The following is a 23,284-nucleotide window of genomic DNA, read 5'->3' on the forward strand; positions in this document are numbered from 1 at the left end:
CCCCGCGCTCCCGGCGCCGTCTCGGCGCACCGGGTCTCGACAGCAACTTGATCGGAGGGTTGGCCGAAAGGCCGCCCGCCCTGGCCCCGGAGGGCCGCTCCACGATGGCAATGGGTTCGATCCGCTCCGGCGGCGGCGACGACGAGGATGGCCTCGACGCGGCGCCGATGTCCGAGATCAACGTCACCCCGATGGTGGACGTGATGCTCGTGCTGCTGATCATCTTCATGGTGGCCGCCCCCCTGATGACGACCGGTGTGCCGGTGCAGTTGCCCAAGACCACGGCGCAGAAGGTGGCGCAGGCCAAGAAGCCGCTGGAGATCTCGATCGACAAGGACGGCAAGCCCTACCTCGCCAAGGAGGAGCTGACGCCGGACGCGATCATGCCGCGCCTGCGGGCCCTGGCGGCGCAGGACCCGAGCCAGGTGATGCTGGTGCGCGGCGACCGCGAGGTTCCCTACGGCAAGATCATGGAGGTGATGGGGCTCGTCGGCCAGGCCGGCTTCACCAAGGTCTCGCTGATCGCGCAGTCGCCCGGCGGCGCGCTGCCCTCCGCCCCGGCCGCAGCCCCCGCCGGCGGAACCGCGCAGTAAGCCCAGGAACGTCCAGAAGCCCAGGAACGTCCATAAGCCCATGAACGTCCATCACCCCGCAACGGCCCTGGCAGTGACCGGAGATCCGGACCGGCGCGGTCCCTCCGGGCTCGGCTATGCCTTCATCGTCGCCCTCGCGCTGCACATCGCGGCCCTTGTCGGCACGGCGCTGTACAGCGCCGCCCCGAAGGCGCCCCCCGGCGAGAACATCGTGACGATCGACCTCGCTCCGCAGATGACCGAGGCCGACACCCAGGCCCCCTCCGAGCAGGCCGCCTCCACGCCCGCCCCACCCGAGGCCAACCCGGTGGAGACCCCGGAGGCCGAGCCGGTCGCCAAGCCGCTGGAGACCACCGAGGTAGCGCCGCCCGAGGCCACGACACCGCCCCCGCCGGATGCAACCCCGGTCGCGCCCGAGGCCACCACCATGGCCGAGCCGCCGGACGCCCCCGTGACGCCGCCCGTGGAGGCGGTGGCCGAGCCTCCGCCCGAGGATCAGGTCATCACCTCGTCCGCACCGGAAGCGCCCGCCCTGGCGCCGCCGCCGCCCACCGTCGCGGTGGCCCCGAAGCCCGTGGAGGTCGAGAAGCCGAAACCCGATCCGGCCAAGATCCTCGAAGCCAAGCGGGAGGCCAAGCGCAAGGCCGACCGCGAGGCCCGGCTGAAGGCCGAGCAGGAGGAGCGCCGCGAGGCGATCGCCGAGGCGCGGCGCGAGGCCGCCAAGGAGGCCAAGGCGAAGGCCGCCAAGGACGCTGCCCGCCGGGCGGCAGCGGCGGCCAGCGAGGGCCGCGCACAGCAGAACTCGGCCTCCGCCTCGCGGCAGAGCAGTGCGGGTGCGGCGGCCGGCGGCAACGACGCGAATGCGCTGCGGGCTTGGCAGGGTATGCTGAGCTCTGCGATCAGGGGCCGGATGAACGCCAATGCGGCGGCCGGCACCAGCGGCGGCGTCGCGGTGGTGCGCTTCACGGTGTCTCGCTCTGGTCAGGTCCTGAGCGCGGGGCTCGCCAGCAGCAGCGGCGTGGGCGCCATCGACAGCGCGGCGCTCGCGACCGTGCGTGGCGCGCTGCCCGCAGCACCGGCTGGGATCTCGCTGAGCAGTCTCGCCGTCACCGTGCCGCTTCGCTTCAGCCCCGGTCGCTGAGCGCGGCGTCCCCGCCATGGCAGTCTGGTTCACCAGCGACACGCATTTCGGCGATCCGCGCATTCTGCGGATCGACAAGCGGCCCTACCCCGATCTCGCCGCGCACGACGCGGCCCTGATCGCCGCCTGGAATGCCGTGGTGGCGCCGCAGGACGAGGTCTGGCACCTCGGCGACTTCGCCCTCGGTCCGTCCGAGGTCCGCGTCGCCGAGATCCTGGCGGCCCTGCCGGGCACCAAGCACCTCATCGTCGGCAACAATGACGGCCCCGGAACGCTGGCGGCGCCCGGCTGGGCTTCCGTGGGACACTACGCCGAGATCACCGTGGAAGCGCGGCGCCTCGTGCTCTGCCACTACGCCTTCCGGACCTGGAACGGGATCGGGCGCGGTGCCCTCAACCTGCACGGACATTCGCACAACAGGCTGAAGCCGATCCCCCGCCAGTACGATGTCGGTGTCGATGCGCAGGGCCCTGCGCCGGTCAGCCTGGCAACGATCCTGACGTCAAGGCGCCGTCGAGCCGCAGCGCACAAAAAAGCGGAACCATAGCGACAGGTCCGCCGTTTTCGGTGTCTGAACGCGAGATGACCGGTCCTGAGCCTCCGGAGCCCCGGATGGGACCACGTTAATCTTTCGGATACTTCGCCTCGAACCGACTTCTGCAGACCCACTCGTTCCACCCTCCCGTGTCCACATCCCGGATATCTCCGCTCCGGGTGTCCACGTCACAGGTGTTCCCATGCGTCACTCTCTTCGGCTCTCCCTGGCCGCCAGCCTCGCGCTCGGTCTCGCGGCGCCTGCCCTCGCCGCACCTGCTTGCCTGGATGCGCAACGCAAGGTCGACGAGGCCAGCGCCTTGCGCAACCAGTTCCGACAGGAAGCCCGCCTCGGCAACCGGGACCGGGCCTGCGACATCCTCGATGAGATCGGCGATCGCTATGCCGATGCCCACGATGCTTTCGAGGATTGCGGCGCCGGCGCTGTCGCCATCGACCTGCGCAGCGAGTCTCGTGCGCTCCGCGCGGCGAAGGCAGTCAATCGCTGCGATTGAACGGGTGCGGCCACGCACCGCGTCCCGGCCCCGCTCCATCCAGTTTCATCTCACACGCGGTCGATGATTCGCCGCCGGCAAGGTCAGTCCGATGAACACCACCGCTCTCCTCGACGCCAACACCCTCGAGCGCAGCATCTCCACCGGCCCGTCCTTCGCGGCTGCCCTCTGCGGCTTCCTCAGCACCACCGTTGCGACCACGATGGTGATGTTCCTGCTCAGCAGCGTCTGACGTTCGGGCTGGAATGGACGGGCAGGCAGGCGAATCACCCGTCGAACTCTCTGCGGCGTCACGGGTTTCCAACGCAGATCCCATGGCCGTTTTCTGAAAGATCTGCTCCGCCTTAAGGGGCGACGAACCAGAACCGGCGCTTGGAGAACAACATGTCCGGTTGTCCCACGCTGGCCGTGGGGCGGCAGGGCGCTTCACGGCGCGGGGCGGCCTCAGCGCTTCGCGCAGCCGGCAGCATCAGAGCACTCGAAACGGGGAACAGCCCGAGCCGTGCCTGGACAGTGGGTTGGCGAACGGCGGATATGGTGACGAGCCCCACCAGCAGCCCCCCCGCGACCGTACCCAGAACGAAATTCATCATGGCGGTGAAATCCGGCGTCTCCCACCGCACCGGCGGGATCGCGCTCTCTCCCTCGTCGCATTTCCGGGCATGATTACGGCACGGCGGGGCATTACGATCCTTTAACGAACAAATGAATAAGGTCCGCCACCGCCGGCCCATCTTCGGGCGTCCGTGCAGTGAGGGAGGATCGAGCGATGTCGTACGGAGCCAGCGCCTATGCCCGTGTTGCACAGACCGCGCTGTCGCCGCGCGAAGCCGAGGCGGCCGTTCTGATCAAGGCTGCCGGCCGCCTTCAGGCGATCCAGGCCGATTGGGCCAACCAGGCTCCCGCCCTGAACGAGGCCCTGAACTTCAACCAGAAGGTCTGGACGATCATCGCCGGGGCCGCGACCGCGCCGGAAAGCCCGCTGCCCGTCGAGATCAAGAACAACATCGCCGAGCTCTCGACCTTCGTGTTCAAGCGGATGATCGATACGCTGATCGAGCCGAGCGCAGAGAAGCTGACCGCCCTCATCAGCATCAACCAGAACATCGCCGCCGGCCTTCGGCAGTAAGCCCTCACGGATCGATCCGGGATACACGCAGAAGCCCGCCGCTCTCACGAGCGGCGGGCTTCTGCGTTGTCGCTCACGGCTCCGGTTCGCCCGGTGAGGCCAGCCGGTCGGCGAGGCTCTGCTCGTACTGGATCAGGTCCCGGCAGCGCTTGAGCGCGCGGTAGCGTTCGCCCTCCGCGAGCCGGTCGTGGATGTCGCGCAGGTAGGGCGCCATGCTCGGCGCGGCCGCCATCAGGGCGTTGGCCTGCCGCACGAAGAGGTCCTCGGCCTCCGGCGTCGGCTCGGCGAGATAGAGCACCGTCAGCGTGAGGTAGAGGCGCTTGCAGGCCGTGTCGGCCTCGCTTTCCAGGATGATGTCGCCGCCACGCAGGAAGGTCGTCACCGTCTCGATGACGAAGCTCGACCGGCGCGGCCCGTTGCGGATGGAGGCCCCTCCGATGAGCAGGCGCTCCCCCGGCTTGAGTTCGATCTTCAGGGGCATGGCGGCTCTCGGAACGCGGAACTGTTCCCGGTGATCGCGGAACATGGTTAACAGATCATGAAGTCGTTTCGGCTCCATATAGGCTAGAACATTGATTTCATTCGATCGGTGACAAGCTCGGGAGGATTTTCCGTTCTGCCGCAAAGGTTCGTTCACGACCTCGTTTAAGGGGATGGCAAGGCCCGCGTGGTTTCTTGGCCTCGCCTCCAAAAAGGGGGCGCATCGATCAGAATGGATCGCCCCTCATGTCTTCCGGCATCACCCTTACCGCCGCCACGCGCCAGAACCTGCTCTCGCTCCAGGGCACGGCGGACCTCCTGACCCAGACCCAGAACCGCCTCTCCACGGGCAAGAAGGTCAACTCGGCCCTCGACGATCCGACGAGCTTCTTCACCTCGCAGGCTCTGTCCGGCCGCTCGGGCGATCTCGGCAACCTGCTCAACGGCATCTCGAACGGCGTCCAGACCATCCAGACCGCCAACCAAGGTATCACCTCGATCCAGAAGCTGGTCGATTCGGCCAAGTCGACGGCCAATCAGGCGCTGGCCGACAAGAGCGCCACCACCAGCGGCCTCGCCGCCACCGCCGCCACCGTGAGCGGCAGCAAGAGCTTCCAAGGCCTCGCCGGTACGTCCGACGGCACTCAGGACTTCTCGTCGCTGGGCAAGGACGGTTCGATCGATATTTCGCTCGACGGCGGCACCACCAAATCGACGATCCGTCTCGACTCGTCCACGCTGGGCAACAACAGCAGCGACCTGACGAAGGTCTCGGCTAGCCAGATCGTGTCCGCGATCAACAGCCAGATATCCAACACCGCCGCTCTGAAGGGCAAGGTTTCGGCCTCCGTCGGGAGCGACGGGCGTATCAACTTCGCGACCACCTCCGCCGGCGCAACGCAGAAACTGTCCGTGGCAGGCTCCGCCAGCTCGACGCTGGATATCGGCTTCGGCAAGGCAGCAACGGCCAAGGTCGCGACCGTGACCGCAACTGGCGCAAACGTCGGCGCATCCACCGCTTTCTCCGGCGGGAACTCAGCAGAGTTCACCATCAACGACGGTCTCAAGTCCGTTTCCGTCAAGATCGACGAGAACAGCGCTACGGATGATAGCGGCGGAACTGTCGGAACAACGGGTGATCAGACCGAAGTGCTGGCCGCCATTAACAAGCAACTCAAGGACGGTGGCTCGTCGGTCACGGCCAGCATCAATTCCAGCAACAAGCTCGTATTCTCCTCGACCGATTCCGGCCCCGACGCTCAGTTAACTGTTACGGCCGGTAACGGCGGTGTCGATTTGGGATATGGTGGTGCCTACACGACCGGTGCGGGAACGGCTGCTGGTGCCGCCGGCGCGTTCACTGTCACAGGCGGCGCGACGGTTGCTGCGCCCCCGAACTTGGCGAACGGTAACAGTGCCCAGTTCACTGTCCAGGCTACTGGCGGCACAGCAATCACGATCAAGCTCGACGCGACGAGCCTCGATGGCGCCACCCCTCCGGTCGCGCTGGGCGAGTCGCCAACCCAGGCCAGGGTAGCGGCGGCTATCAACAAGCAGCTGCAGGCCGGCGGCAACACCACAACGACAGCCACCATCACCGGTAACGCTCTGATCTTCACCGATACGAACGCTACGACTGGCCCGACGGTAACGTTCACCGCGGACTCGATCGGCCTCGGGTTTGGTTCGACTTCAGCCAACACCGCAGGCACGTTCTCGGCCGGCACCGGAACGGCCGCCACCGGCCTGTCCTCGACCGGTTCGGATGCGACCGACGGGTCGGCGAAGGCTGTCGTTAACGGCAACGTTGCCCTGACCACCGCCTCCGACCTGAGCACAAAGAACGCGAACTTCACCATCCAGATCGGCACCGGAACGGCGAAGACGATCAAGATTGACAACACCACGGGTGCGACTGCTGCATCGACCACGAAGCAGGAAATCCTCGACTCCATCAACAAGCAGATCAACGCGGATACGGGTCTTGCCGGCAACGTCGTGGCTAGCCTCGATGCGAACGACAAGCTCGTCATCAGCTCCACGGCCGCCGGCGCCAGCCAGAAGATCACCATCCAGGCGGCGCAAGGCACGACGGCTAGTCTCAATGCCGATATCGGCTTTGGCCTTCAGGCTTCGAGCGTGGCCGGTCAGGGTCCCGCAACGGCCGTCTCCGGCTTCGGCAAGGACAGCACAGGCTCCACCAACACCACTCGGCAGACCCTCGCGAAGCAGTTCAACGAAATCCTGAACCAGATCACCCAGCAGGCGAAGGATTCGAGCTACAACGGCATCAACCTGCTCTACCGCAGCGGGACGGATTCCACCGAGAACTCGCTGAAGGTGACCTTCAATGAGACAGGTTCGTCGAGCCTGACCATCGCGGGCGCCAAGCTGGACTCGGATGGCCTTGGCCTCACCGCCTCGACCGGCGGCTTCCAGACCGACACCGAGATCAACCAGACTCTGACGGCAATCACCTCCGCGACCAGCCAGCTTCGTGCTCAGTCCTCGACCTTCGGTTCGAACCTCTCCATCGTGCAGAACCGTCAGGACTTCTCGAAGAACCTGATCAACATCCTCGACACCGGCTCGGCCAACCTGACGAACGCGGACCTCAACGAGGAAGCCGCCAACTCGCAGGCCCTGTCGACCCGCCAGTCGATCGGCATCTCGGCCCTCTCGCTCGCCAACACCGCGCAGCAGGGCATCCTGCAGCTCCTCCGCTAAGGGTTGAGACCGCCGCCGGCCCTCGGGCCGGCGGTCCGTCCCGAGAGCCGACAGGCGAAAACGAAAAGGCCGGGGCACATCGCCCCGGCCTTTTCCTTTTACATCGTACGGTGTTCTAGGCGGTGCGGTCGACGGGGCGCGTCACCGGCCGGGCACGGGCCTCGGCGGCCTCGGCATAGGCGCGGGCCTTGAGCACCACCGGGTCTGGCAGTTGCACGACCACGTCGCCGGAACTCGGGTCGACCTCCTGATAGACCACCGCCTTGGTGTCCCGGTCGATCCGGATGCGGGGTTCGCGCGCGGGCGCCTCGGCCTTCGCCGCCACCGGGCGTTCCTCGGCCACGGATCGGGAAGCGGCACGAGGATCGACGCCCGGATCCGGGCTGCGGATATCGACCCGCACCGCCGGCTCGAGGGGGGCCGGCGCCTGGACGGGCTGGACTGCCGGAATCGGACCCGGCGTGGCGCCGAGGCTGCGCGCCGGCAGCGTGGCGCCTATGCTGGTGATCGACATCGCACGCTCCTGCGCTCCTTTGTGGCGGTCTCCCCTCAGACAAGCCAGGCGGCGTGAATCGGATCTTAAGGTTTTCGCGCGCACGCCGCCTTCTTCCCGAGCTTGCTCAAGGGAAGACCAACGCCATTCATCAAAATGGAACGATTCGTCAGATCTCGACGCTCGGGCCGGCCCGTCCGACGTCGTGCGGATCGAAGGCGACGCTCTTCACGATGGCGAAGACCGGCAGGCCCGGCGCGAGTCCGAGTTCCCGCGCGGAGGCCCGCGTCAGGCGAGCCGATAGAACCGCTCCATTGCAATCCACTTCCACCAGCACCGTGCCCTCGGTCAGATCGCGCAGGGCCAGAACCCGTCCCCGGAGGCGGTTGCGCGCGCTGAGCGCCACGGGATCGTCGAGCGAGAGCAGCACGTCGCGGGCGGGCACGTGGATGCGCACGCCCGTGCCGATCCGCAACGCCAGACGCGGCACGAGGAGTTGCCCGGCCCGACCCGAGAGACGCGTCAGGTCGGCGCCGACCTCGCCCTGCACCACCATGTCGAGGCGTGCACCGGCCTCCGCCGCGTGGAAGGTCCCGAGTTCGCCCCGGCGCAGGATGGACTCGGCCGGACCGGTGGCGGCGACCCTCCCGGCCTCCAGCACCACGATGGTGTCGGCGAGGCGCGCCACCTCCGGCACCGCGTGGCTCACATACACGATGGGGATACCGGCCCCGTCGCGCAGGCGCTCGATCAGCGGCAGGATCTCGGCCTTGCGCTCCGCGTCCAGGGCGGCGAGCGGCTCATCCATGAGGAGGAGGCGCGGCCGCGACAGCAGGGCCCGGCCGATCGCCACGCGCTGGCCTTCGCCGCCCGAGAGCCCCGCGGGCCGCCGGTCGAGGAGGTGCCCGATACCCAGCAGCGCGATCACCGCCTCCGGCTCCAGGCCGGTGACATCCCGGCGCCCGCGCGCGAACCAGCGGCCGTAACCGAGATTCTGCCGCACTGAGAGGTGGGGCATCAGCCGCGCCTCCTGGAACACCGTGCCGATCCGGCGGCGGTGAGCGGGCATGTCGAGGCCACGATCCGTGTCGAGTAGGATCTCGGACCCGAGCGCGATCCGGCCCCGGTCGGGCCGCGCCAGCCCGGCCATGCAGGTGATGACCGTGGATTTGCCCGAGCCGGAGCGGCCGAACAGGGCGGTGAGCCCGGCGGGCGCGGCGAAGGCCACGTCGAGGCGGAAGGCGCCGCGCGCCAGGGCGAGTTCGACCGCGACCGCCATCGTTCCTAGCCTTGCCCGAGCCGGCGCCCGAGCCGGCGGGCCAGAATCTCGGATGCGAGAAGCGCCGCCATCGAGAGCGCCACCGAGACCAGTGTGAGACGCAGAGCGCCCCCCTCGCCGCCGGGCACCTGGGTCAGGGTGTAGATCGCCGAGGGCAGGGTCTGGGTCTCACCGGGGATATTCGACACGAAGGTGATGGTGGCACCGAACTCGCCCATCGCCTTGGCGAAGGCGAGCACCGCCCCGGCGAGCACGCCCGGCAGGGCAAGCGGCAGGGTCACGGTGAGGAAGACCGCGAAGGGAGCGGCCCCCAGGGTCGCGGCGGCCTGCTCGATGCGGGCGTCGACGGCCTCGAGGGAGAGGCGCATCGCCCGCACCATCAGGGGAAAGCCCATCACCGCGCAGGCGAGCGCCGCCCCGGTCCAGCGGAACGCGAACACGACCCCGAGTTCGGCGAGCCACGCCCCGAAGGTGCCGCGCCGCCCGAAGGCGAGGAGGAGGAGATAGCCCGTCACCACGGGCGGCAGGATGAGCGGCAGGTGGACGAGCCCGTCGAGGAGGGCACGGCCCGGAAAGCGCCGGCGGGCCAGGACCCAGGCCACGGCAAGGCCCGGAAGGAGGCTCGCCAGCGTCGCAACCCCGGCCACGCGCAGGCTGAGGGCGATGGCGGTCCACTCGTCCGGGGTCAGGCCGAAGGCGTCGCGGATCGTGGATGTCACGGCCCGACGGTCAGGTCCGGTTCTCGGCGCCGATCACCGTAAAGCCCTGGCGCTCGAAGAACACCCGCGCGGCCGGACTGCGCAGATAGGCCAGCAGCGCCGCTGCATCCGGGTTGGTCGAATCCTTCGTCAGCGCGACCGGGTAGATCACCGGCGGATGGCTCGCGGCCGGGAAGGTGGCGACCACCCGCACGCTCGGGTCCGAGACCGCGTCGGTGGCGTAGACGATGCCGAGGGGCGCCTCGCCGCGCGCCACGAGCAGGAGCGCGGCCCGCACGTTCTCGGCCTGGGCGACCCGGCCCTTCACGCCGTCCCAGGCGCCGAGGTTTTCCAGGGCCGCCTTGCCGTACTTGCCCGCCGGAACCGCCTCGACATGGCCCATGGCGATGCGCCCATCCCCGAGCGTCTTCGCCAGGTCGAGGCCCGGCTTCAGCTCGACGGTGAGGGTGGAATCCTTCGGTGCGATCAGCACCAGGGCGTTGCGCAGGAGGTTCGTCCGCGTGGGCGCGCTGATGCCGTCCTTGCCCGCGAGGTAGTCCATCCAGGCCAGATCCGCCGAGAGGAACAGGTCGGCCGGCGCGCCGGCCTCGATCTGCTTGGCGAGGGCACTGGAGGCCGCGTAGGAGATCCGGGCGCTCTTGCCCGTCTCCCGGCTCCAGGCCGCGCTGGCATCGTCCAGGGCATTTTTAAGGCTGGCGGCGGCGAAGACCACCACGGGGGGTTCCGCCCGCGCGGGTGTCGCACCTGTCGCGATCGCGAGAGCCAGCATCCCGCCGAGCCACGTCCGTCTGGTCTCGATCATGAACCCGTCTCCCGCCGGATGCCGACCGCCCGCGCAAGGCGACCGCGGTCGTCGAAATCAGCCATAGCATGGAACAGGGTACACACGATCAGGCGCCCGGATCCTCATCCTCGATGGGGGGACGCTCCGAGCGGTGCAGGCGGCTCAGGAGCACCAGCATCGGGCCGGGCAGCGGGCCCGTCAGGGTCTCGGCATCGGTGAAGCCCCCGCGCTCGCGCACGAGGCGCCGGCGGGCCCTGGATTTCTCAGCGAGAACGACCGGCGTTCGACCGCCGGTTCTTCTGATTTTCATACGCACCACGCACGCTCCGACGCCAATTCGAGTCTGGAGAAGCCGCGATAAACGCGGATCGGACGCTTCGGTTCCAGCCAAGCTTGCGCCGATGGTGGCGGCCGGGCGTCGCGGATGGTAGAGCCCGGGCCATGCTCGAAGGCCTGCCTCCCCATCGCCCGACCCACGTGCTCCGCCTCCTCACCGACGAGGGCTCGGCGCGCGCGATGACCGACCTGCTGGGCGAGATGTTCGATCCGACCCAGACGGCCGTGGCCGCCTTCGAGGCGGAGGACGGAAAGACCTGGCGCCTGGAGGCCTACTTCGCCGACGCCCCCGACGAGGCGATGATCCGCGACCTGATCCGCCCCGTGGTCGGCACGCAGGCGGAGGACGCGACCTTCGAGACCATCGACCAGCAGGATTGGGTGCGGGCTTCCCTCGAAGGGCTGAAGCCCGTGCGGGCCGGGCGCTTCCTCGTGCATGGCAGCCACGACCGCGAGACCGTACGGCCCAACGACCTCGCCATCGAGATCGAGGCGGCCCTGGCCTTCGGCACCGGCCATCACGGCACGACCCTGGGCTGCCTGCGTGCGCTGGCCGACATCCTCAAGCGTGGGCGCCCCGCCCACGTGCTCGATGTCGGCACCGGAACCGGCATCCTGGCCTTCGCGGCGGCCAAAGCCCTGCACACGCCGGTGGTGGCAGGCGACCTCGACCCGGAGGCGGTGACCACGGCGGTGGGCAATGCCCGCCTCAACGGCCTCGGGCCGGTGCTGCGGCTCTACCAGGGGCCAGGCGTGCGGCATGCGCTCGCCGACCGGCCCCGCCGCTTCGACGTGGTCTTCGCCAACATCCTGGCTCGGCCGCTGAAGGGCCTCGCCCCCTCGCTGACGGCGGTGGTGGCCGACCACGGCGTGCTGATCCTGTCGGGCCTGATCGAGCGCGATGTGCCGGGCGTGCTCTCGACCTATCGCCATCGCGGCTTCCACCTCGCCCGCCATGGTTTGATCGAGGGCTGGGCGACGCTGGTGCTGAGGCGCGGCGGCGCGGCCCCGCGACCCGCTCGGTTGCGGCGCCCCTGAGGCACGCGGTATCCTGGACCTCATGAACCGCGCCCGCTTCCAGACCTTCGACGATCCGAGCCACCGCCAGGGTGCCGCGCGCATCCGGGCCCTGCGGGATGCGCTGCGCACGGTCGGCCTCGACGGTTTCGTGGTGCCTCGGGCCGACGAGCACCAGTCCGAATACGTGCCGCCCCAGGCCGAGCGCCTCGCTTGGCTGACCGGCTTCACCGGCTCGGCCGGCACCGCCGTGATCCTGGCCCAGGAGGCCGCCCTCGTCGTCGACGGGCGCTACACGCTCCAGGCCCCCGCCCAGGTCGACACGGCCGTGATCACCCCGGTGCCCCTCGCCGAGACGAGCGTAGCGGCCTGGGTCGGCGCGCACCTGCGGGCCGGCGAGGTCCTGGGCTACGATCCCTGGCTGCACACGCCGGACGGGGTGGCGCGCCTGGAACGCGCCGTGGCCAAGGCCGGCGCGACGCTGCGGGCCGTAACGGAGAACCCGGTCGATGCGGTCTGGTCCGACCGGCCGGGCCCGCCCGCCGGGGCGGTGGTGGCGCATCCGCTGGAACTCGCGGGCGAAGCCGCCGTCGACAAGCTCGCGCGCGTCCGCACCGCCCTGGCCGAAGCGGGCGACGCCGCCCTGGTGATCTCGGACCCGCACAACCTCGCCTGGACCTTCAACCTGCGCGGCGGCGACGTGGCGCATACGCCCCTGGCGCTCGGCTACGCCATCGTGCCCTGCGAGGGGCGGGCCGCGCTCTATCTCACCTCGCCGAAGCTGAGCCCGGACCTGCGCGCGGCCCTGGCACCCCACGCCGACCTCCATCCCCGCTCCGCGTTCGAGGACGGCCTCGCTGCGCGGGCGGAGGGCGCCGCGCGCATCAGGCTCGACGCCGCCACGGCCGCCTTCGCCTTGAAGCTCCGCGTCGAGGCGGCCGGGGGCGTCGCCGATCTCGGGCCCGACCCGATCACCGCCCTGAAGGCGGTCAAGAATGCGGCCGAGATCGCCGGCACCCGCGCCGCCCACCATCGCGACGGCGTCGCGGTGACGCGCTTCCTCGCTTGGCTCGACGCGCAAGGAGAGACTCTGACCGAGATCGCCGCCGTGGAGGCCCTGGAAGATTTTCGCGCGGCCGGCGGCCTGCTCCGCGACGTCTCGTTCCCGACGATCTCCGGGAGCGGTCCCAACGGCGCCATCGTGCACTATCGGGTGACGCGGGAGACCGACCGGCACATTCAGCCGGGCGAACTCTTCCTCGTGGATTCCGGCGCGCAATATGCCGACGGCACCACCGACATCACCCGCACGGTGGCGATCGGGGCAGCCACGGACGAACAGCGCGACCGCTTCACCCGGGTGCTCAAAGGTCACATCGGGATCGCCCGCGCGGTCTTTCCGAAGGGCACGACGGGTGCGCAGATCGATTCGCTGGCCCGCCTCCCCCTCTGGGAAGCCGGCCTCGATTTCGACCACGGCACCGGCCACGGCGTCGGCGCCTTCCTCTCGGTGCACGAAGGGCCGCAGCGCATCGCCAAGACCGGGACGGTCGCCCTCGAACCCGGCATGATCCTCTCCAACGAGCCGGGCTACTACAAGACCGGCGGCTACGGCATCCGCCTGGAGAATCTCGTGCTGGTGGAGGCGCGGGCGATCCCCGGGGGCGAGCGGCCGATGCTCGGCTTCGAGACTCTGACGCTGGCCCCCTTCGACCGCCGCCTGATCCGTGCCGACCTGCTCACCCCGGAGGAGACGGCCTGGATCGACGACTATCATGCACGGGTCCGCACGGCGCTGGCAGCGGATCTCGATGCCGTCACGCGGGCGTGGCTGGAGCAGGCCACCCGGCCGATCGCCGCCCCTACCGAAGGTGCGAGCGGCGCCTGAGGTCCGAGCGGCGCTTGCGACGATCCCGCCCCTTCCGGAGACTCGGAAACCCGTCAACAAGGGCGCTCGCGGCCTCGGGATTTTACGCCTGCGCCGAACGGACGTAATCTCGGTGCATCGCTCACCCAACGAGACCTGATGATCCGGCTTTTCGCCCTGGCGCTCGCGCTGTTCGGCCTCGCCCTGCCCACCGCGTCCGCGCAGGGCTTCAAGGTTCCGGCCGACCTCGTCACGGCGAGTCTCGTGGGCGAGCCCTCCGCGATCCGCCCGGGGGAGCCCTTCACGGTCGCCATCCGCATGGTGATGCGGCCGCATTGGCACGTCTACTGGCGCAATCCGGGTGATTCCGGCCTCGCCCCGGAGGTCGCCTGGACGTTGCCGGCCGGGTTCTCGGCCGGTCCGCTGCAATGGCCGAGCCCGAGCCGCATCCCGGTCGCGCACCTCGTGAACTTCGGCTACGAGGGCGAGGCCGTGCTGCTCGCCGAGGTGACCCCGCCGACCGTCCTGGCGGGGACCAAGCCGCTGACGCTTCGGGCCAGGCTGACCTATCTCGTCTGCGAGCGCGAGTGCGTGCCGGGCACCGCCGAGTTGCGCCTGACCCTGCCGGTGGCGCAGGACGCCACCAGCACGGGAATCGCCCCCGGATCGATGCGGCTGTTCGAGACCGCCCGGGCGGCCCTGCCGGTGCCGGCGCCCTGGCCGGTGCGCTACGGCGCCGAGAACGGACGCCTTCAGGTTCACCTCGCCGCACCCGGCCTCACGGCGTCGTCCGTCGCCTACTTCCCCTATGCCGAGACCGCCATCGAGAACGCGGCCCCGCAGGAATCGCGCAGCGATGCCGACGGACTGCACATCGACTTGGCGCGCGGGGACCCCGCGCAGACTACGCCCGCGGCCCTGCCGGGCGTGCTGACCTTCGACGAGGCGACGCCGGACGGGACCGTTCGACGCGCCTACGCGATCGGCGACGCACCGGGCGCGCCCCTTGTCACGGCATCGGCCGCCGTCCCGATGACGCAAGCGCCGGACGAAAGCCTGACCCTCTGGAGCGCCGCCGGCCTCGCCTTCCTGGGCGGGCTCCTGCTGAACCTGATGCCCTGCGTCTTCCCGGTGCTGTCGATCAAGATCTTGAGTCTCGTCAAGCATTCGGGCGAACCGGCCTCCCGCGTACGGCTGCACGGGCTTGCCTACACCGCCGGGGTGCTGGCGGCCTTCCTGGCACTGGCGGGCGTGCTGATCGCCCTCAAAGGAGCCGGGGCCGGAATCGGCTGGGGCTTCCAGTTGCAATCACCCCTGGTGGTGGCGGGCCTCGCCTACCTGCTGCTCACCATGGGACTGAGCCTGTCCGGCGTCGTGCATATGGGCGCGGGCATCGTGGGGATCGGCGATGGCCTGACCCGGCGGGCCGGGCTCGAGGGCTCGTTCTTCACCGGGATCCTCGCGACCGTCGTGGCGACGCCCTGCACCGCGCCCTTCATGGGTTCGGCGGTGGGCTTCGCCCTGACGCAGGAGGCGGGGGTCGGCCTCGCGGTCTTCGCCAGTCTCGGCCTCGGGCTCGCCCTGCCCTTCCTGGTGCTGACGACCTGGCCGGCGGCCCTGCGTCGCCTACCCCGGCCGGGAGCCTGGATGGACACGCTGAAGGGCGCCCTCGCCTTCCCGATCTACGCCACCGTGGCGTGGCTGATCTGGGTGCTGTCCCAGCAGGTCGGGCCGGGGGGGCTGCTCGCGGCTCTGATCGGCCTCGTCCTCGTCGGCTTCGCGGCCTGGGCCTGGGAGCGCAGGCAGGGCGCGAGCCCGGCCGGCGCCTGGTTCGCGCGGGGCGCCGCCGTGACGGCCCTCGCCGCCCTCGTGCTCCTCACCCTCGGGCTCGACCGGGACCGGGCCGAGACCCTGACCGCCCAGGCCGGACGGGACGGCTTCAGCCAGGCCCGCCTCGACGGGCTGCTCGCCGAGGGCAAGCCGGTCTTCGTCAACCTGACGGCGGCCTGGTGCATCACCTGCCAGGTGAACGAGCGCACGGCGCTGCGCTCGGATGCGGTGCAGGCCGCCCTCAAGGCACGCGGCGTCACCTACCTCAAGGGAGACTGGACCAACCAGAACCCCGAGATCACCCGCCTGCTGGAGCGGCATGGCCGCAGCGGCGTTCCGCTGTACCTCCTCTATGCGGGTCGCGGCGAACCCGCCGTGCTTCCGCAGATCCTCACCTCCGGTCTCGTCCTCGACGCCCTGAGTGCCGTGCCCGTCACCGCCACGGATCGCAGCGCCGCCCTGGCTCCGGAGCGATAGGAAGACCCTCGTACGGCCGAGGGGCGCCGAACGTGAGTGCAGCACGTTCGAGCGCGACTCCTCATCCCAGCGACGCTTGACGGCGCGAGGACCCTGCTCCAGCACGGGCCGATGAGCACCGCTTCCGCGCCGCGCTGGACCGTCTTTCGCAACGGCGACTTCCGCCTCTTCGGCACGGCGCGCTTCCTCACCGGCCTCGCCTTCCAGATGCAGGCGGTGGCGGTGGGCTGGTTCGTCTACGACCTGACCCGCTCGGCCCTGGCCCTGGGCCTCGTTGGGCTCGCGAGCTTCCTGCCCGCCATGCTCTCGGCCCTGGTGACCGGCCATGTCGCCGACACCTACGACCGTCGCCTCGTCGCCGCACTGGCCTATGCGACCCTGGCGCTCGCCGAACTCGGCCTCCTCCTGGCGGCGCAGTCCGGCACCACGACCCTGTGGCCGATCTACCTCCTCGTCATCGTGATCGGCACGGGCCGGGCGTTCGCCAACCCGGCGATGCAGGCCCTGCTGCCGACCCTGGTGCCCCGGACCCTGTTCGGCTCAGCCATCGCCTGGAATGCCTCCCTCTGGCAGACCGCCTCGATCCTCGGACCCGCCACCGGCGGTTTCCTCTATGCCCTCGGGCCGGCGGTGGTGTTCGGCGCGGCCGCCGGGAGTTTCGCCCTGGCGAGCGCGCTGATCCTGGCGATCCGCTTCCGCCCCGCCCCCGTCACCGAGCGCCCACCGGTGACCTGGGAAACCCTCTCGGCCGGCCTGACCTATATCCGCACCCATCCGGTGGTGCTGGGTGCGATCAGCCTCGACCTCGTGGCAGTGCTGCTCGGCGGCGCCACCGCCCTCCTGCCGATCTTCGCAGCGGAAGTGCTGCATGTCGGCCCCCTCGGCCTCGGGGCCCTGCGCAGCATGCCGGCGGCCGGCGCCGTGCTCACTGCGATCGCCCTTGCCTATGTCCCTCTCCAGCGCCACGCCGGCCTGCGCATGCTCCAGGCGGTGGGCGTGTTCGGCCTCGCCACCGTTGGGTTCGGCCTCTCGACCTCGCTGCCCTTCTCCATGGCCTGCCTGTTCGTCACGGGCGCGGCCGACATGATCAGCGTGTTCGTGCGCCAGACCTTCGTCCAGGGCGAGACGCCGGACGCCATGCGCGGCCGGGTCTCGGCGGTGAACTCGGTCTTCATCGGGGCCTCGAACGAACTCGGCGAGTTCGAGTCCGGCACCCTCGCGGCGCTCATCGGCGCCGTCCCCGCCGTGGTGGCGGGCGGCCTCGCCACCCTCTTCGTCGCGGCCCTGTGGGGCCGGGTGTTCCCGGCCCTGCGGACGCGGGACCGGCTGATGCCGGAGGCGTGAGGGCGGGGATTATCCCTCCAAAGCCCACTTCGTCGATCAAAAGGGATAAACCGAGCGATTTCAATCGCTTCTGCGACAAAACAGTGCCATCATCCCTCGGTCGGCCTCATCCGATCCCTTAAGGGATAAAACGATGCTGTTCAACGACTTGAACGAGGACCAGGCGCGGCAGACGATCGATGTCGAGCAGGTCTTCGCCGCCTACGACAGCGAACGGAGCGTTCTGGAACGACGCTTCTCGGGCGCCATGTCCTGGAAGACGGTTGCCGGCCGGGACTACCTCTACCGAAAGCGGGGAGAGACCTGGAAGTCCCTCGGACCACGCGCGCCCGAGACCGAAGCGATCGTCCGTCAATTCCATGACGGGCGGGCAGACCTCGCGGATCGGGTCGCCGGTCTGGCCAGACGCCTCGACGCCATGGCTCCCGTCAATCGCGCCCTGAAGCTCGGCCGCCTGCCGGTGATTGCAGGACGGATCCTGCGCGCTTTGCGCGGTGCGAAGCTGATCGGGAGCGGCATCGAGGTCGTCGGGACGAATGCCCTCTATGCCTACGAACGTCTGGCGGCCGTGCAGATCGCCGACGTGGACCTGTTGTTCGACGCGCGCCGCTCGCTCCGGCTCCTGACGCCGGACATCTCGGCGACGGGCCTCGCGGGTCTGCTGCGCAAGGTCGACCGATCGTTCGAGGTGATGGGGAAGGGTGGGTTCCGAGCCGTCAACCGCGACGGCTACGTGGTCGATCTGATCATGCCGACCACGAAGGATCGGATGGCGCGCCCGCCCAGAAGCCGCATCGGGTCGGACGGGGCCGATCTCGAGGCCGTGGAGATCGAGGGGCTGGCCTGGCTCGTGAACAGCCCGAAGGTGAATGCGACCGTGATCGATGCGCGCGGCTACCCGCTCACGATGGTCGTCCCGGACCCACGGGCCTTCGCCCTGCACAAGCTGTGGCTCGCGTCGCGGGAGGATCGCGATCCTCTGAAGCAGGCGCGCGACCGGGCGCAGGCCGACCTCCTCGTCACTCTTGTCGCCATCCGCCTGCCGCACCTGCGCCTCGACGATCCGGCCCTGGGCGCCCTGCCCCTCGCGCTACGCGAGCAGGCCGCATCCCTGGCTCCGCCGCCCCCCGGAGGACCGTCTCCGCTGGAACCGGACTGGTAGCCGCCAGCCCTACTTCCCCGCCAGCAGCGGCGACCAGGTCGGGTCCGAGGCATAGGAGGGGGTCGGCACCGGCTGCTCGACCTTGCCGGTGATGTCGACCATGTAGAGCTTGCCGCCACCCTGGCCGCCGGGGTCGCGGAAGAACAGCACGTACTGGCCGTTCGGCGCGAAGGTCGGCCCCTCGTTGTGGAAGCCTTCCGTCAGGACGCGCTCACCCGATCCGTCCGGCTTCATCACGCAGATGGCGAAGCCGCCCTTGCGCTGGCGCGTGAAGGCGATGAGGTCGCCGCGCGGCGACCAGGCCGGCTGCGAGGCCGAGCCCTCGCCGAAGGAGATGCGGGTCGGCGTCCCGCCCGAGGCGCCCATGACGTAGATCTGCTGCGAGCCGCCGCGATCCGATTCGAACACGATCTGGCTGCCGTCCGGCGAGAAGGTCGGCGAGGTGTCGATGGCGTTGCCGTTGGTGATCGGCGTCTGCGCCTTCGAGGCCAGATCCATGACCACGATGTCGGCGTTGCCGCCCTGCTGCACGCTCATCACGAGGCGGCGGCCATCGGGCGAGAACCGTGGGCTGGTGCTCATCGAGTCGGACTTGCCCAGCGCCTGGCGCCCGCCGGTCTCCAGGTTGATGACCTGGATGCGCGGCTGCTGGCCGGTGGTCTGGGTCATGAAGGCGATGTCCTGGGTCGCCGGGGAGTAGCGCGGGGCGACCACGGCGTTCTCGCCGTTCGTGAGCGCGCGCACGTTGGCGCCGTCCTGGTCCATCACCATCAGGCGCTTGCGCCGGTTCTCCTTGGAGCCGGACTCGTCCACGAAGGCGATCCGGCTGTCGAACCAGGGGCCGAGGCCGGTGATCTTGGTGTAGACCGCATCCGAGATGAGGTGGCCGGTGCGGCGCGCATTGGCCGGATCGGTGCCGTATTGCTGGCCCGTCATCTGCTGGCCGGAGGTCACGTCCCACAGCCGGAATTCGACCTTGAGCTTGCCCGAGGGATCGCGCGCGACGCGGCCGGTGATCAGGGCCTGCACCCCGGCCGCCTTCCACTTGTCGAAGCCCGGCACCGCATCGAAGCCGGGGGCTTCCGGGAATTTCGCCTTCTCGACAGGGGTGAAGTAGCCCGAGCGGCGCAGGTTGTTCGTCACCACGCTGGAGACGAGGAGCCCCAGGCTCGGATCGCCCGAGAAATCCGTGACCGCGATGGGCATCGGCTGGAACGAGCCACCGCCGATGCGCAGGTTGAGCTGCGCCTGTGCCGGGCCGATGGAGAACAGGGCGAGGGCCAGGAGGGCGAGGAGGGCTGCGAAGCGTGTGGAGGCAGTCGGAGGCATGGGCGATTCCGGAACGGGGAAGGTCGGCGGCGCGTGGCGCGCCCTCCCGGGACAGGAGGACGCCGACGCGGCCCGAAGGGGACCGAACGTCAGTTCGATGCAGGGATCATCGGCAGGCCAGGGGTTCGACGAGGCATCGCATCAGACCCGAGAGAACTCGAACTCCGCGTTGATGGCCTTCCAATCGTTGTAATACGGCGCGTACTGGGCGGGGATCTTGTAAGGCGCGCAGCGCCGGACCGCCCGCTGGGCCGCCTCGGCGATCGAGCGGTCCACCGCGTTGGCGCCGCCCCGCATGATCCGGGGCTCCGTGGTGAGCGTGCCGTCCGGGTTCAGACGGATGTCGAGCATCGGCAGGACGACACCCTGCGTCGCCCCCGGAGGAGCCACGTAGCAGCGTTCGATCTGCTGCTGGAGCATGCCCACCAGGGCGTCGCGCAGGGACGGCGACAGGCGCTGGGCATTTCCGGTGGCCGCTCCGAGGGACGCCGTGCGCTGCACCTCGCGCCCGGTGGCTCCCGTCGACTGGGACGGTGATTTGGAGGCGAGCAGCGCATGGATGTCGCCGGCGTTGAACTTGTCGGCGAGTTCGGCCTGCTTCTTGGCCTTGGCCTCCGCATCGGCCTTCGCCCGAGCATCCGCCATGGCCTTCGCCTTCGCTTTGGCGGCTGCGTCGGCCTTGGCTTTGGCGGCGGCCTCCGCCTTGGCTTTCGCCTCGGCCTCAGCTTCGGCGAGCTCCTTCTGGTGCTCGGCCTCCGCCTTGGCCTCCACCTCCTTCTCGGCCTTGGCCTCCGCGTCGGCTCTCGCCTTGGCCTCCGCCTTCGCCTTGCGGGCGGCCTCGGCTTTGACAGCCTCCGCCTTGGCGGCAGCCTCCGCCTTGGCGGCAGCCTCCGCCTTGGCGGCAGCCTCGGCCTTGGCCTCCGCCTCGGCTTCCTGCTTCTCGATCAGTTCGGCGAGTTGCTCGCGCTTGACCGCCTCGGCCTTCGCCTTCGCGGCGGACACCGCCTTGGCTTCGGCAGCCGCCTTCGCTTCCGCAGCGGCGGCGGCTTTGGCCTCGGCGGCCGCGGCGGCCTTCGCTTCGGCGGCGGCTTTGGCGGCTTCGGCCTTCGCAGCCTTCTCGGCCGCTTCCGCCTTGGCGGCCTTGGCGGCTTCGGCAGCCTCGCGCGGGTCGGGCTCGCTGGTGCGCAGGGGCATCTCCTCGGCGCTGGCCACCTTCATGTCGGCGGGACGCTTCGGGGGCGCGGGGGCATCGACCTTGGCGTTTTCCGGCTCGCGCTCCTCGGCCGCCTTGGCGAGGCGGTCGGCCCGCGGCATCGCGTTCGGCTGGGGCTTGTCGGCGTTGCGCTCGCCCTTGGTCAGCTCCGAAAACTGCTCCTCGGTCATCACTTCGACGGGCACACCCTCCTGCGCATCCGGCAGGGCCGGCGCGGCCACCGAGAGCAGGGCGACCGTCAGCAGGCCCACATGCGTGGCCGCCGAGACCCAGACACCCGGTTCATTGCGCTTGAAGGGAATCCGCACCGCCGGCGCCCGCTACTTCTGGTCCGGCTCGGTGACGAGGGCGACCTTCTTGAAGCCCCCGCCGGTCACGATCGCCATCACCTGAGCGACGCGGCCGTAATCGACCCGCTTGTCGCCACGCACAAAGACGCGCTCCTCGAAGCCGGATTTCGACGTCTCGATGAGCTTGGGCACGATGGTGTCGTCGGAGAGTTCGCTCTCGCCGAGGAAGATCTGGCCCGACTGACGGATCGAGAGGGTTACCGGCTTGGTGTCGGAGTTGAGGGGGCTCGCCTTCGATTGCGGCAGGTCGAGGGGTACGCCCACCGTCATCATCGGGGCGGCCACCATGAAGACGATGAGCAGCACGAGCACGACGTCGATGAACGGCGTCATGTTGATCTCGTTGATGGCGCCGCTGCGACGGCCGCGACGGCGCCGCTTGCCGCCGCCCTGCGCTGCTCCGTGGGCCATGCCCATGTCGGTTCCTCAGGCTATCGGGATGTAGGTCAGGCGACGAGCGAGAGCCGCTCGTCGATCTGCCGCGAGAGGATGGCGGAGAACTCGTCGGCAAAGCCTTCGAGCCGCGACTGGTTCTTGGCCACCGTCGACTGCAGCTTGTTGTAGGCGAGCACGGCGGGGATCGCGGCGAACAGGCCGATGGCGGTCGCGAACAGGGCCTCGGCGATGCCCGGCGCCACGACGGCCAGCGAGGTATTCTTGGAGGCCGCGATGGAGGTGAAGGCGGTCATGATGCCCCAGACCGTGCCGAACAGGCCGATATACGGGCCGGCCGAGCCGATGGAGGCGAGGAAGAGCAGACGCGACTCGAGACGCTCGACCTCGCGCTGGATCGTCACGTCGAGGACCTTGTCGATGCGCTGGGACAGGCTCTGAATCTGGCGGCCGGAGCCCTCGAAGGAGCGCTTCCACTCCCGCATGGCGGCGACGAACAGGGCACCCTGCCCCACCGCGGGCTTGTCGTTGAACGAGCGGTACAATTCTTCCAGCGAACGCCCGGACCAGAACGCCTCCTCGAAGGCATCCATCTCGGCCTTGGTGCGGCGGAACAGCAGGGTCTTGTCGACGATGATCGACCAGCACCAGACCGAGGCGCCGATCAGCCCGAGCATCACCACCTTCACGACGAAGTGGGCCTGAAGGAACAGGCCGAGCAACGTCATGTCGGGGGCCGGCATCGCCTGCATGGCATCGGCTGGGTTCATGACACGATCCTTGGAATAAACCCCACGCGGAGCCGTGACGGAACCGGCGGCCCGACCCTCGCGCATCAACCGGAACTTCGAGCGATTTCAACGCTCAATGCTGGGTGAATCTGTCGAAAGTATGGGCCCGACGGCGTCGTCTTGCGCGGTGCAGCACGTCGCCCGCATCGACAGTTTAAGCGCCCGTCAGGGTTAAGGATCGGTTGACATCACACGGAGAGCTGGCCGCCCAGCGCCATGCGCAGACTGTCGGGCAGGCGGATCGCCCGGCCGTCGCGGACGCAGGCGACGACGACCTCGGCCTTCACCAGGAGTTCGTCCCCGCGCCGGACCTCCTGGGCGAGGTGCATCGAGGCGCCCTTCATCGTGGCGGTCCAGGTCCGGATGTCGAGGAGGTCGTCCATCCGCGCGGGCTTGGCATAGTCGATTACCATGCGGCGCACGACGAAATGCAGGCCCGCGGCGTCCCGATGAAGGTCCGACTGGTCGCCGGCCAACCCGCGCAGCAACTCGGTGCGCCCGCGCTCCATGAAGCGCAGGTAGCTCGCGTGATAGACGAACCCGGAGAAGTCGGTGTCCTCGTAATAGACGCGCACCGGCAGGGTGTGGATGCCGGGTCTCTCGGGTTGGGTCAAGCAAGCCTCCCGGTGGGGTTCGGCGCGGAGCGCGATTGCCCGCCCATGCCAAGGCGCTCGGGCCCTAGGCCTTTGTGATTGCGGTCTGTTTTCAAGGAAACAGATCGCCTTTCGTCGACGCGACGCTCTACCAGAACCGCACGGATCGACAACCCAGCGACGGAGAT

General features: G+C 69.4%; 23 protein-coding genes. 12 read left to right on the plus strand and 11 right to left on the minus strand.

What is annotated here, in order from left to right; translation table 11 throughout:
• The first annotated feature begins 104 nt into the window (after positions 1–104).
• The 6 genes from tolR (at position 105) to flaF (ending at position 3,912) form a co-directional block, all read left to right on the plus strand.
• A complete protein-coding gene (gene tolR / locus OF380_RS05740; protein ID WP_264049798.1) occupies positions 105–593 on the plus strand; it encodes a protein TolR in 489 nt (162 codons plus the stop codon).
• Positions 594–633: 40 nt separating this feature from the next.
• Positions 634–1,734: a TonB family protein gene (locus tag OF380_RS05745; RefSeq protein WP_264049799.1), complete on the plus strand. Its 1,101-nt coding sequence runs from the start codon at positions 634–636 to the stop codon at positions 1,732–1,734.
• 16 nt (positions 1,735–1,750) lie between these two features.
• Positions 1,751–2,281: a metallophosphoesterase family protein gene (locus OF380_RS05750; RefSeq protein ID WP_264049800.1), complete on the plus strand. Its 531-nt coding sequence runs from the start codon at positions 1,751–1,753 to the stop codon at positions 2,279–2,281.
• A 190-nt stretch (positions 2,282–2,471) separates the two neighbouring features.
• Positions 2,472–2,783, plus strand: a complete 312-nt coding sequence (locus OF380_RS05755; protein ID WP_264049801.1) for a hypothetical protein — start codon at positions 2,472–2,474, stop codon at positions 2,781–2,783.
• Positions 2,784–2,874: 91 nt separating this feature from the next.
• On the plus strand, positions 2,875–3,015 hold the full coding sequence (locus OF380_RS05760; protein ID WP_264049802.1) for a hypothetical protein: 141 nt from the start codon (positions 2,875–2,877) through the stop codon (positions 3,013–3,015).
• A gap of 537 nt (positions 3,016–3,552) precedes the next feature.
• Entirely contained in the window at positions 3,553–3,912 is a 360-nt protein-coding gene (flaF, locus tag OF380_RS05770; RefSeq protein WP_264049805.1) for a flagellar biosynthesis regulator FlaF, read from the plus strand.
• Between the two features lie 73 nt (positions 3,913–3,985).
• Here the strand turns inward: flaF and OF380_RS05775 are convergent, their stop codons facing one another.
• Positions 3,986–4,393: a flagellar biosynthesis repressor FlbT gene (locus OF380_RS05775; protein ID WP_264049806.1), complete on the minus strand. Its 408-nt coding sequence runs from the start codon at positions 4,391–4,393 to the stop codon at positions 3,986–3,988.
• A 245-nt stretch (positions 4,394–4,638) separates the two neighbouring features.
• Between OF380_RS05775 and OF380_RS05780 the strand changes: the two genes are divergently transcribed.
• Positions 4,639–7,119, plus strand: coding sequence for a flagellin N-terminal helical domain-containing protein (locus tag OF380_RS05780; protein WP_264049807.1), 2,481 nt, complete (start codon positions 4,639–4,641; stop codon positions 7,117–7,119).
• Positions 7,120–7,234: 115 nt separating this feature from the next.
• Here the strand turns inward: OF380_RS05780 and OF380_RS05785 are convergent, their stop codons facing one another.
• The 5 genes from OF380_RS05785 to OF380_RS05805 all read right to left on the minus strand — a co-directional run bounded on the left by OF380_RS05785 (position 7,235) and on the right by OF380_RS05805 (position 10,704).
• Positions 7,235–7,633 (minus strand): hypothetical protein, encoded by a 399-nt coding sequence (locus OF380_RS05785; protein ID WP_264049808.1) that lies wholly within the window; start codon positions 7,631–7,633, stop codon positions 7,235–7,237.
• Positions 7,634–7,781: 148 nt separating this feature from the next.
• Positions 7,782–8,891: a molybdenum ABC transporter ATP-binding protein gene (gene modC, locus OF380_RS05790; protein WP_264049809.1), complete on the minus strand. Its 1,110-nt coding sequence runs from the start codon at positions 8,889–8,891 to the stop codon at positions 7,782–7,784.
• 5 nt (positions 8,892–8,896) lie between these two features.
• A complete protein-coding gene (gene modB, locus OF380_RS05795; protein WP_264049810.1) occupies positions 8,897–9,610 on the minus strand; it encodes a molybdate ABC transporter permease subunit in 714 nt (237 codons plus the stop codon).
• Positions 9,611–9,620: 10 nt separating this feature from the next.
• Positions 9,621–10,412, minus strand: a complete 792-nt coding sequence (gene modA / locus OF380_RS05800; protein ID WP_264049811.1) for a molybdate ABC transporter substrate-binding protein — start codon at positions 10,410–10,412, stop codon at positions 9,621–9,623.
• Positions 10,413–10,500: 88 nt separating this feature from the next.
• On the minus strand, positions 10,501–10,704 hold the full coding sequence (locus tag OF380_RS05805; RefSeq protein WP_264049812.1) for a hypothetical protein: 204 nt from the start codon (positions 10,702–10,704) through the stop codon (positions 10,501–10,503).
• 131 nt (positions 10,705–10,835) lie between these two features.
• On the opposite strand from OF380_RS05805, the gene OF380_RS05810 reads away from it, so the two are divergent.
• From OF380_RS05810 to OF380_RS05830, 5 genes are all read left to right on the plus strand, one after another.
• Complete coding sequence (locus OF380_RS05810) at positions 10,836–11,768, plus strand: 50S ribosomal protein L11 methyltransferase (protein WP_264049813.1); 933 nt, start codon at positions 10,836–10,838, stop codon at positions 11,766–11,768.
• 22 nt (positions 11,769–11,790) lie between these two features.
• On the plus strand, positions 11,791–13,635 hold the full coding sequence (locus tag OF380_RS05815; RefSeq protein ID WP_264049814.1) for an aminopeptidase P family protein: 1,845 nt from the start codon (positions 11,791–11,793) through the stop codon (positions 13,633–13,635).
• Between the two features lie 138 nt (positions 13,636–13,773).
• Complete coding sequence (locus tag OF380_RS05820; protein ID WP_264049815.1) at positions 13,774–15,921, plus strand: protein-disulfide reductase DsbD family protein; 2,148 nt, start codon at positions 13,774–13,776, stop codon at positions 15,919–15,921.
• A 111-nt stretch (positions 15,922–16,032) separates the two neighbouring features.
• Positions 16,033–17,265: an MFS transporter gene (locus OF380_RS05825; RefSeq protein ID WP_264049816.1), complete on the plus strand. Its 1,233-nt coding sequence runs from the start codon at positions 16,033–16,035 to the stop codon at positions 17,263–17,265.
• 133 nt (positions 17,266–17,398) lie between these two features.
• Positions 17,399–18,427: a nucleotidyltransferase domain-containing protein gene (locus tag OF380_RS05830; RefSeq protein WP_264049817.1), complete on the plus strand. Its 1,029-nt coding sequence runs from the start codon at positions 17,399–17,401 to the stop codon at positions 18,425–18,427.
• A gap of 9 nt (positions 18,428–18,436) precedes the next feature.
• On the opposite strand, the gene tolB is transcribed toward OF380_RS05830, so the two are convergent.
• The 5 genes from tolB to ybgC form a co-directional block, all read right to left on the minus strand.
• Positions 18,437–19,756, minus strand: coding sequence for a Tol-Pal system beta propeller repeat protein TolB (gene tolB / locus OF380_RS05835; protein ID WP_264049818.1), 1,320 nt, complete (start codon positions 19,754–19,756; stop codon positions 18,437–18,439).
• A gap of 141 nt (positions 19,757–19,897) precedes the next feature.
• Complete coding sequence (tolA, locus tag OF380_RS05840) at positions 19,898–21,277, minus strand: cell envelope integrity protein TolA (protein WP_264049819.1); 1,380 nt, start codon at positions 21,275–21,277, stop codon at positions 19,898–19,900.
• Between the two features lie 12 nt (positions 21,278–21,289).
• Positions 21,290–21,736 (minus strand): ExbD/TolR family protein, encoded by a 447-nt coding sequence (locus OF380_RS05845; protein ID WP_264049820.1) that lies wholly within the window; start codon positions 21,734–21,736, stop codon positions 21,290–21,292.
• A gap of 29 nt (positions 21,737–21,765) precedes the next feature.
• A complete protein-coding gene (tolQ, locus tag OF380_RS05850) occupies positions 21,766–22,482 on the minus strand; it encodes a protein TolQ (protein ID WP_264049821.1) in 717 nt (238 codons plus the stop codon).
• A gap of 209 nt (positions 22,483–22,691) precedes the next feature.
• The gene (ybgC, locus tag OF380_RS05855; protein ID WP_264049822.1) at positions 22,692–23,117 is read right to left on the minus strand and encodes a tol-pal system-associated acyl-CoA thioesterase; all 426 of its coding nucleotides are present in this window, start codon (positions 23,115–23,117) and stop codon (positions 22,692–22,694) included.
• Positions 23,118–23,284: the final 167 nt, after the last annotated feature.

Source organism: Methylobacterium sp. FF17, assembly GCF_025813715.1.
Lineage (GTDB): Bacteria > Pseudomonadota > Alphaproteobacteria > Rhizobiales > Beijerinckiaceae > Methylobacterium > Methylobacterium flocculans.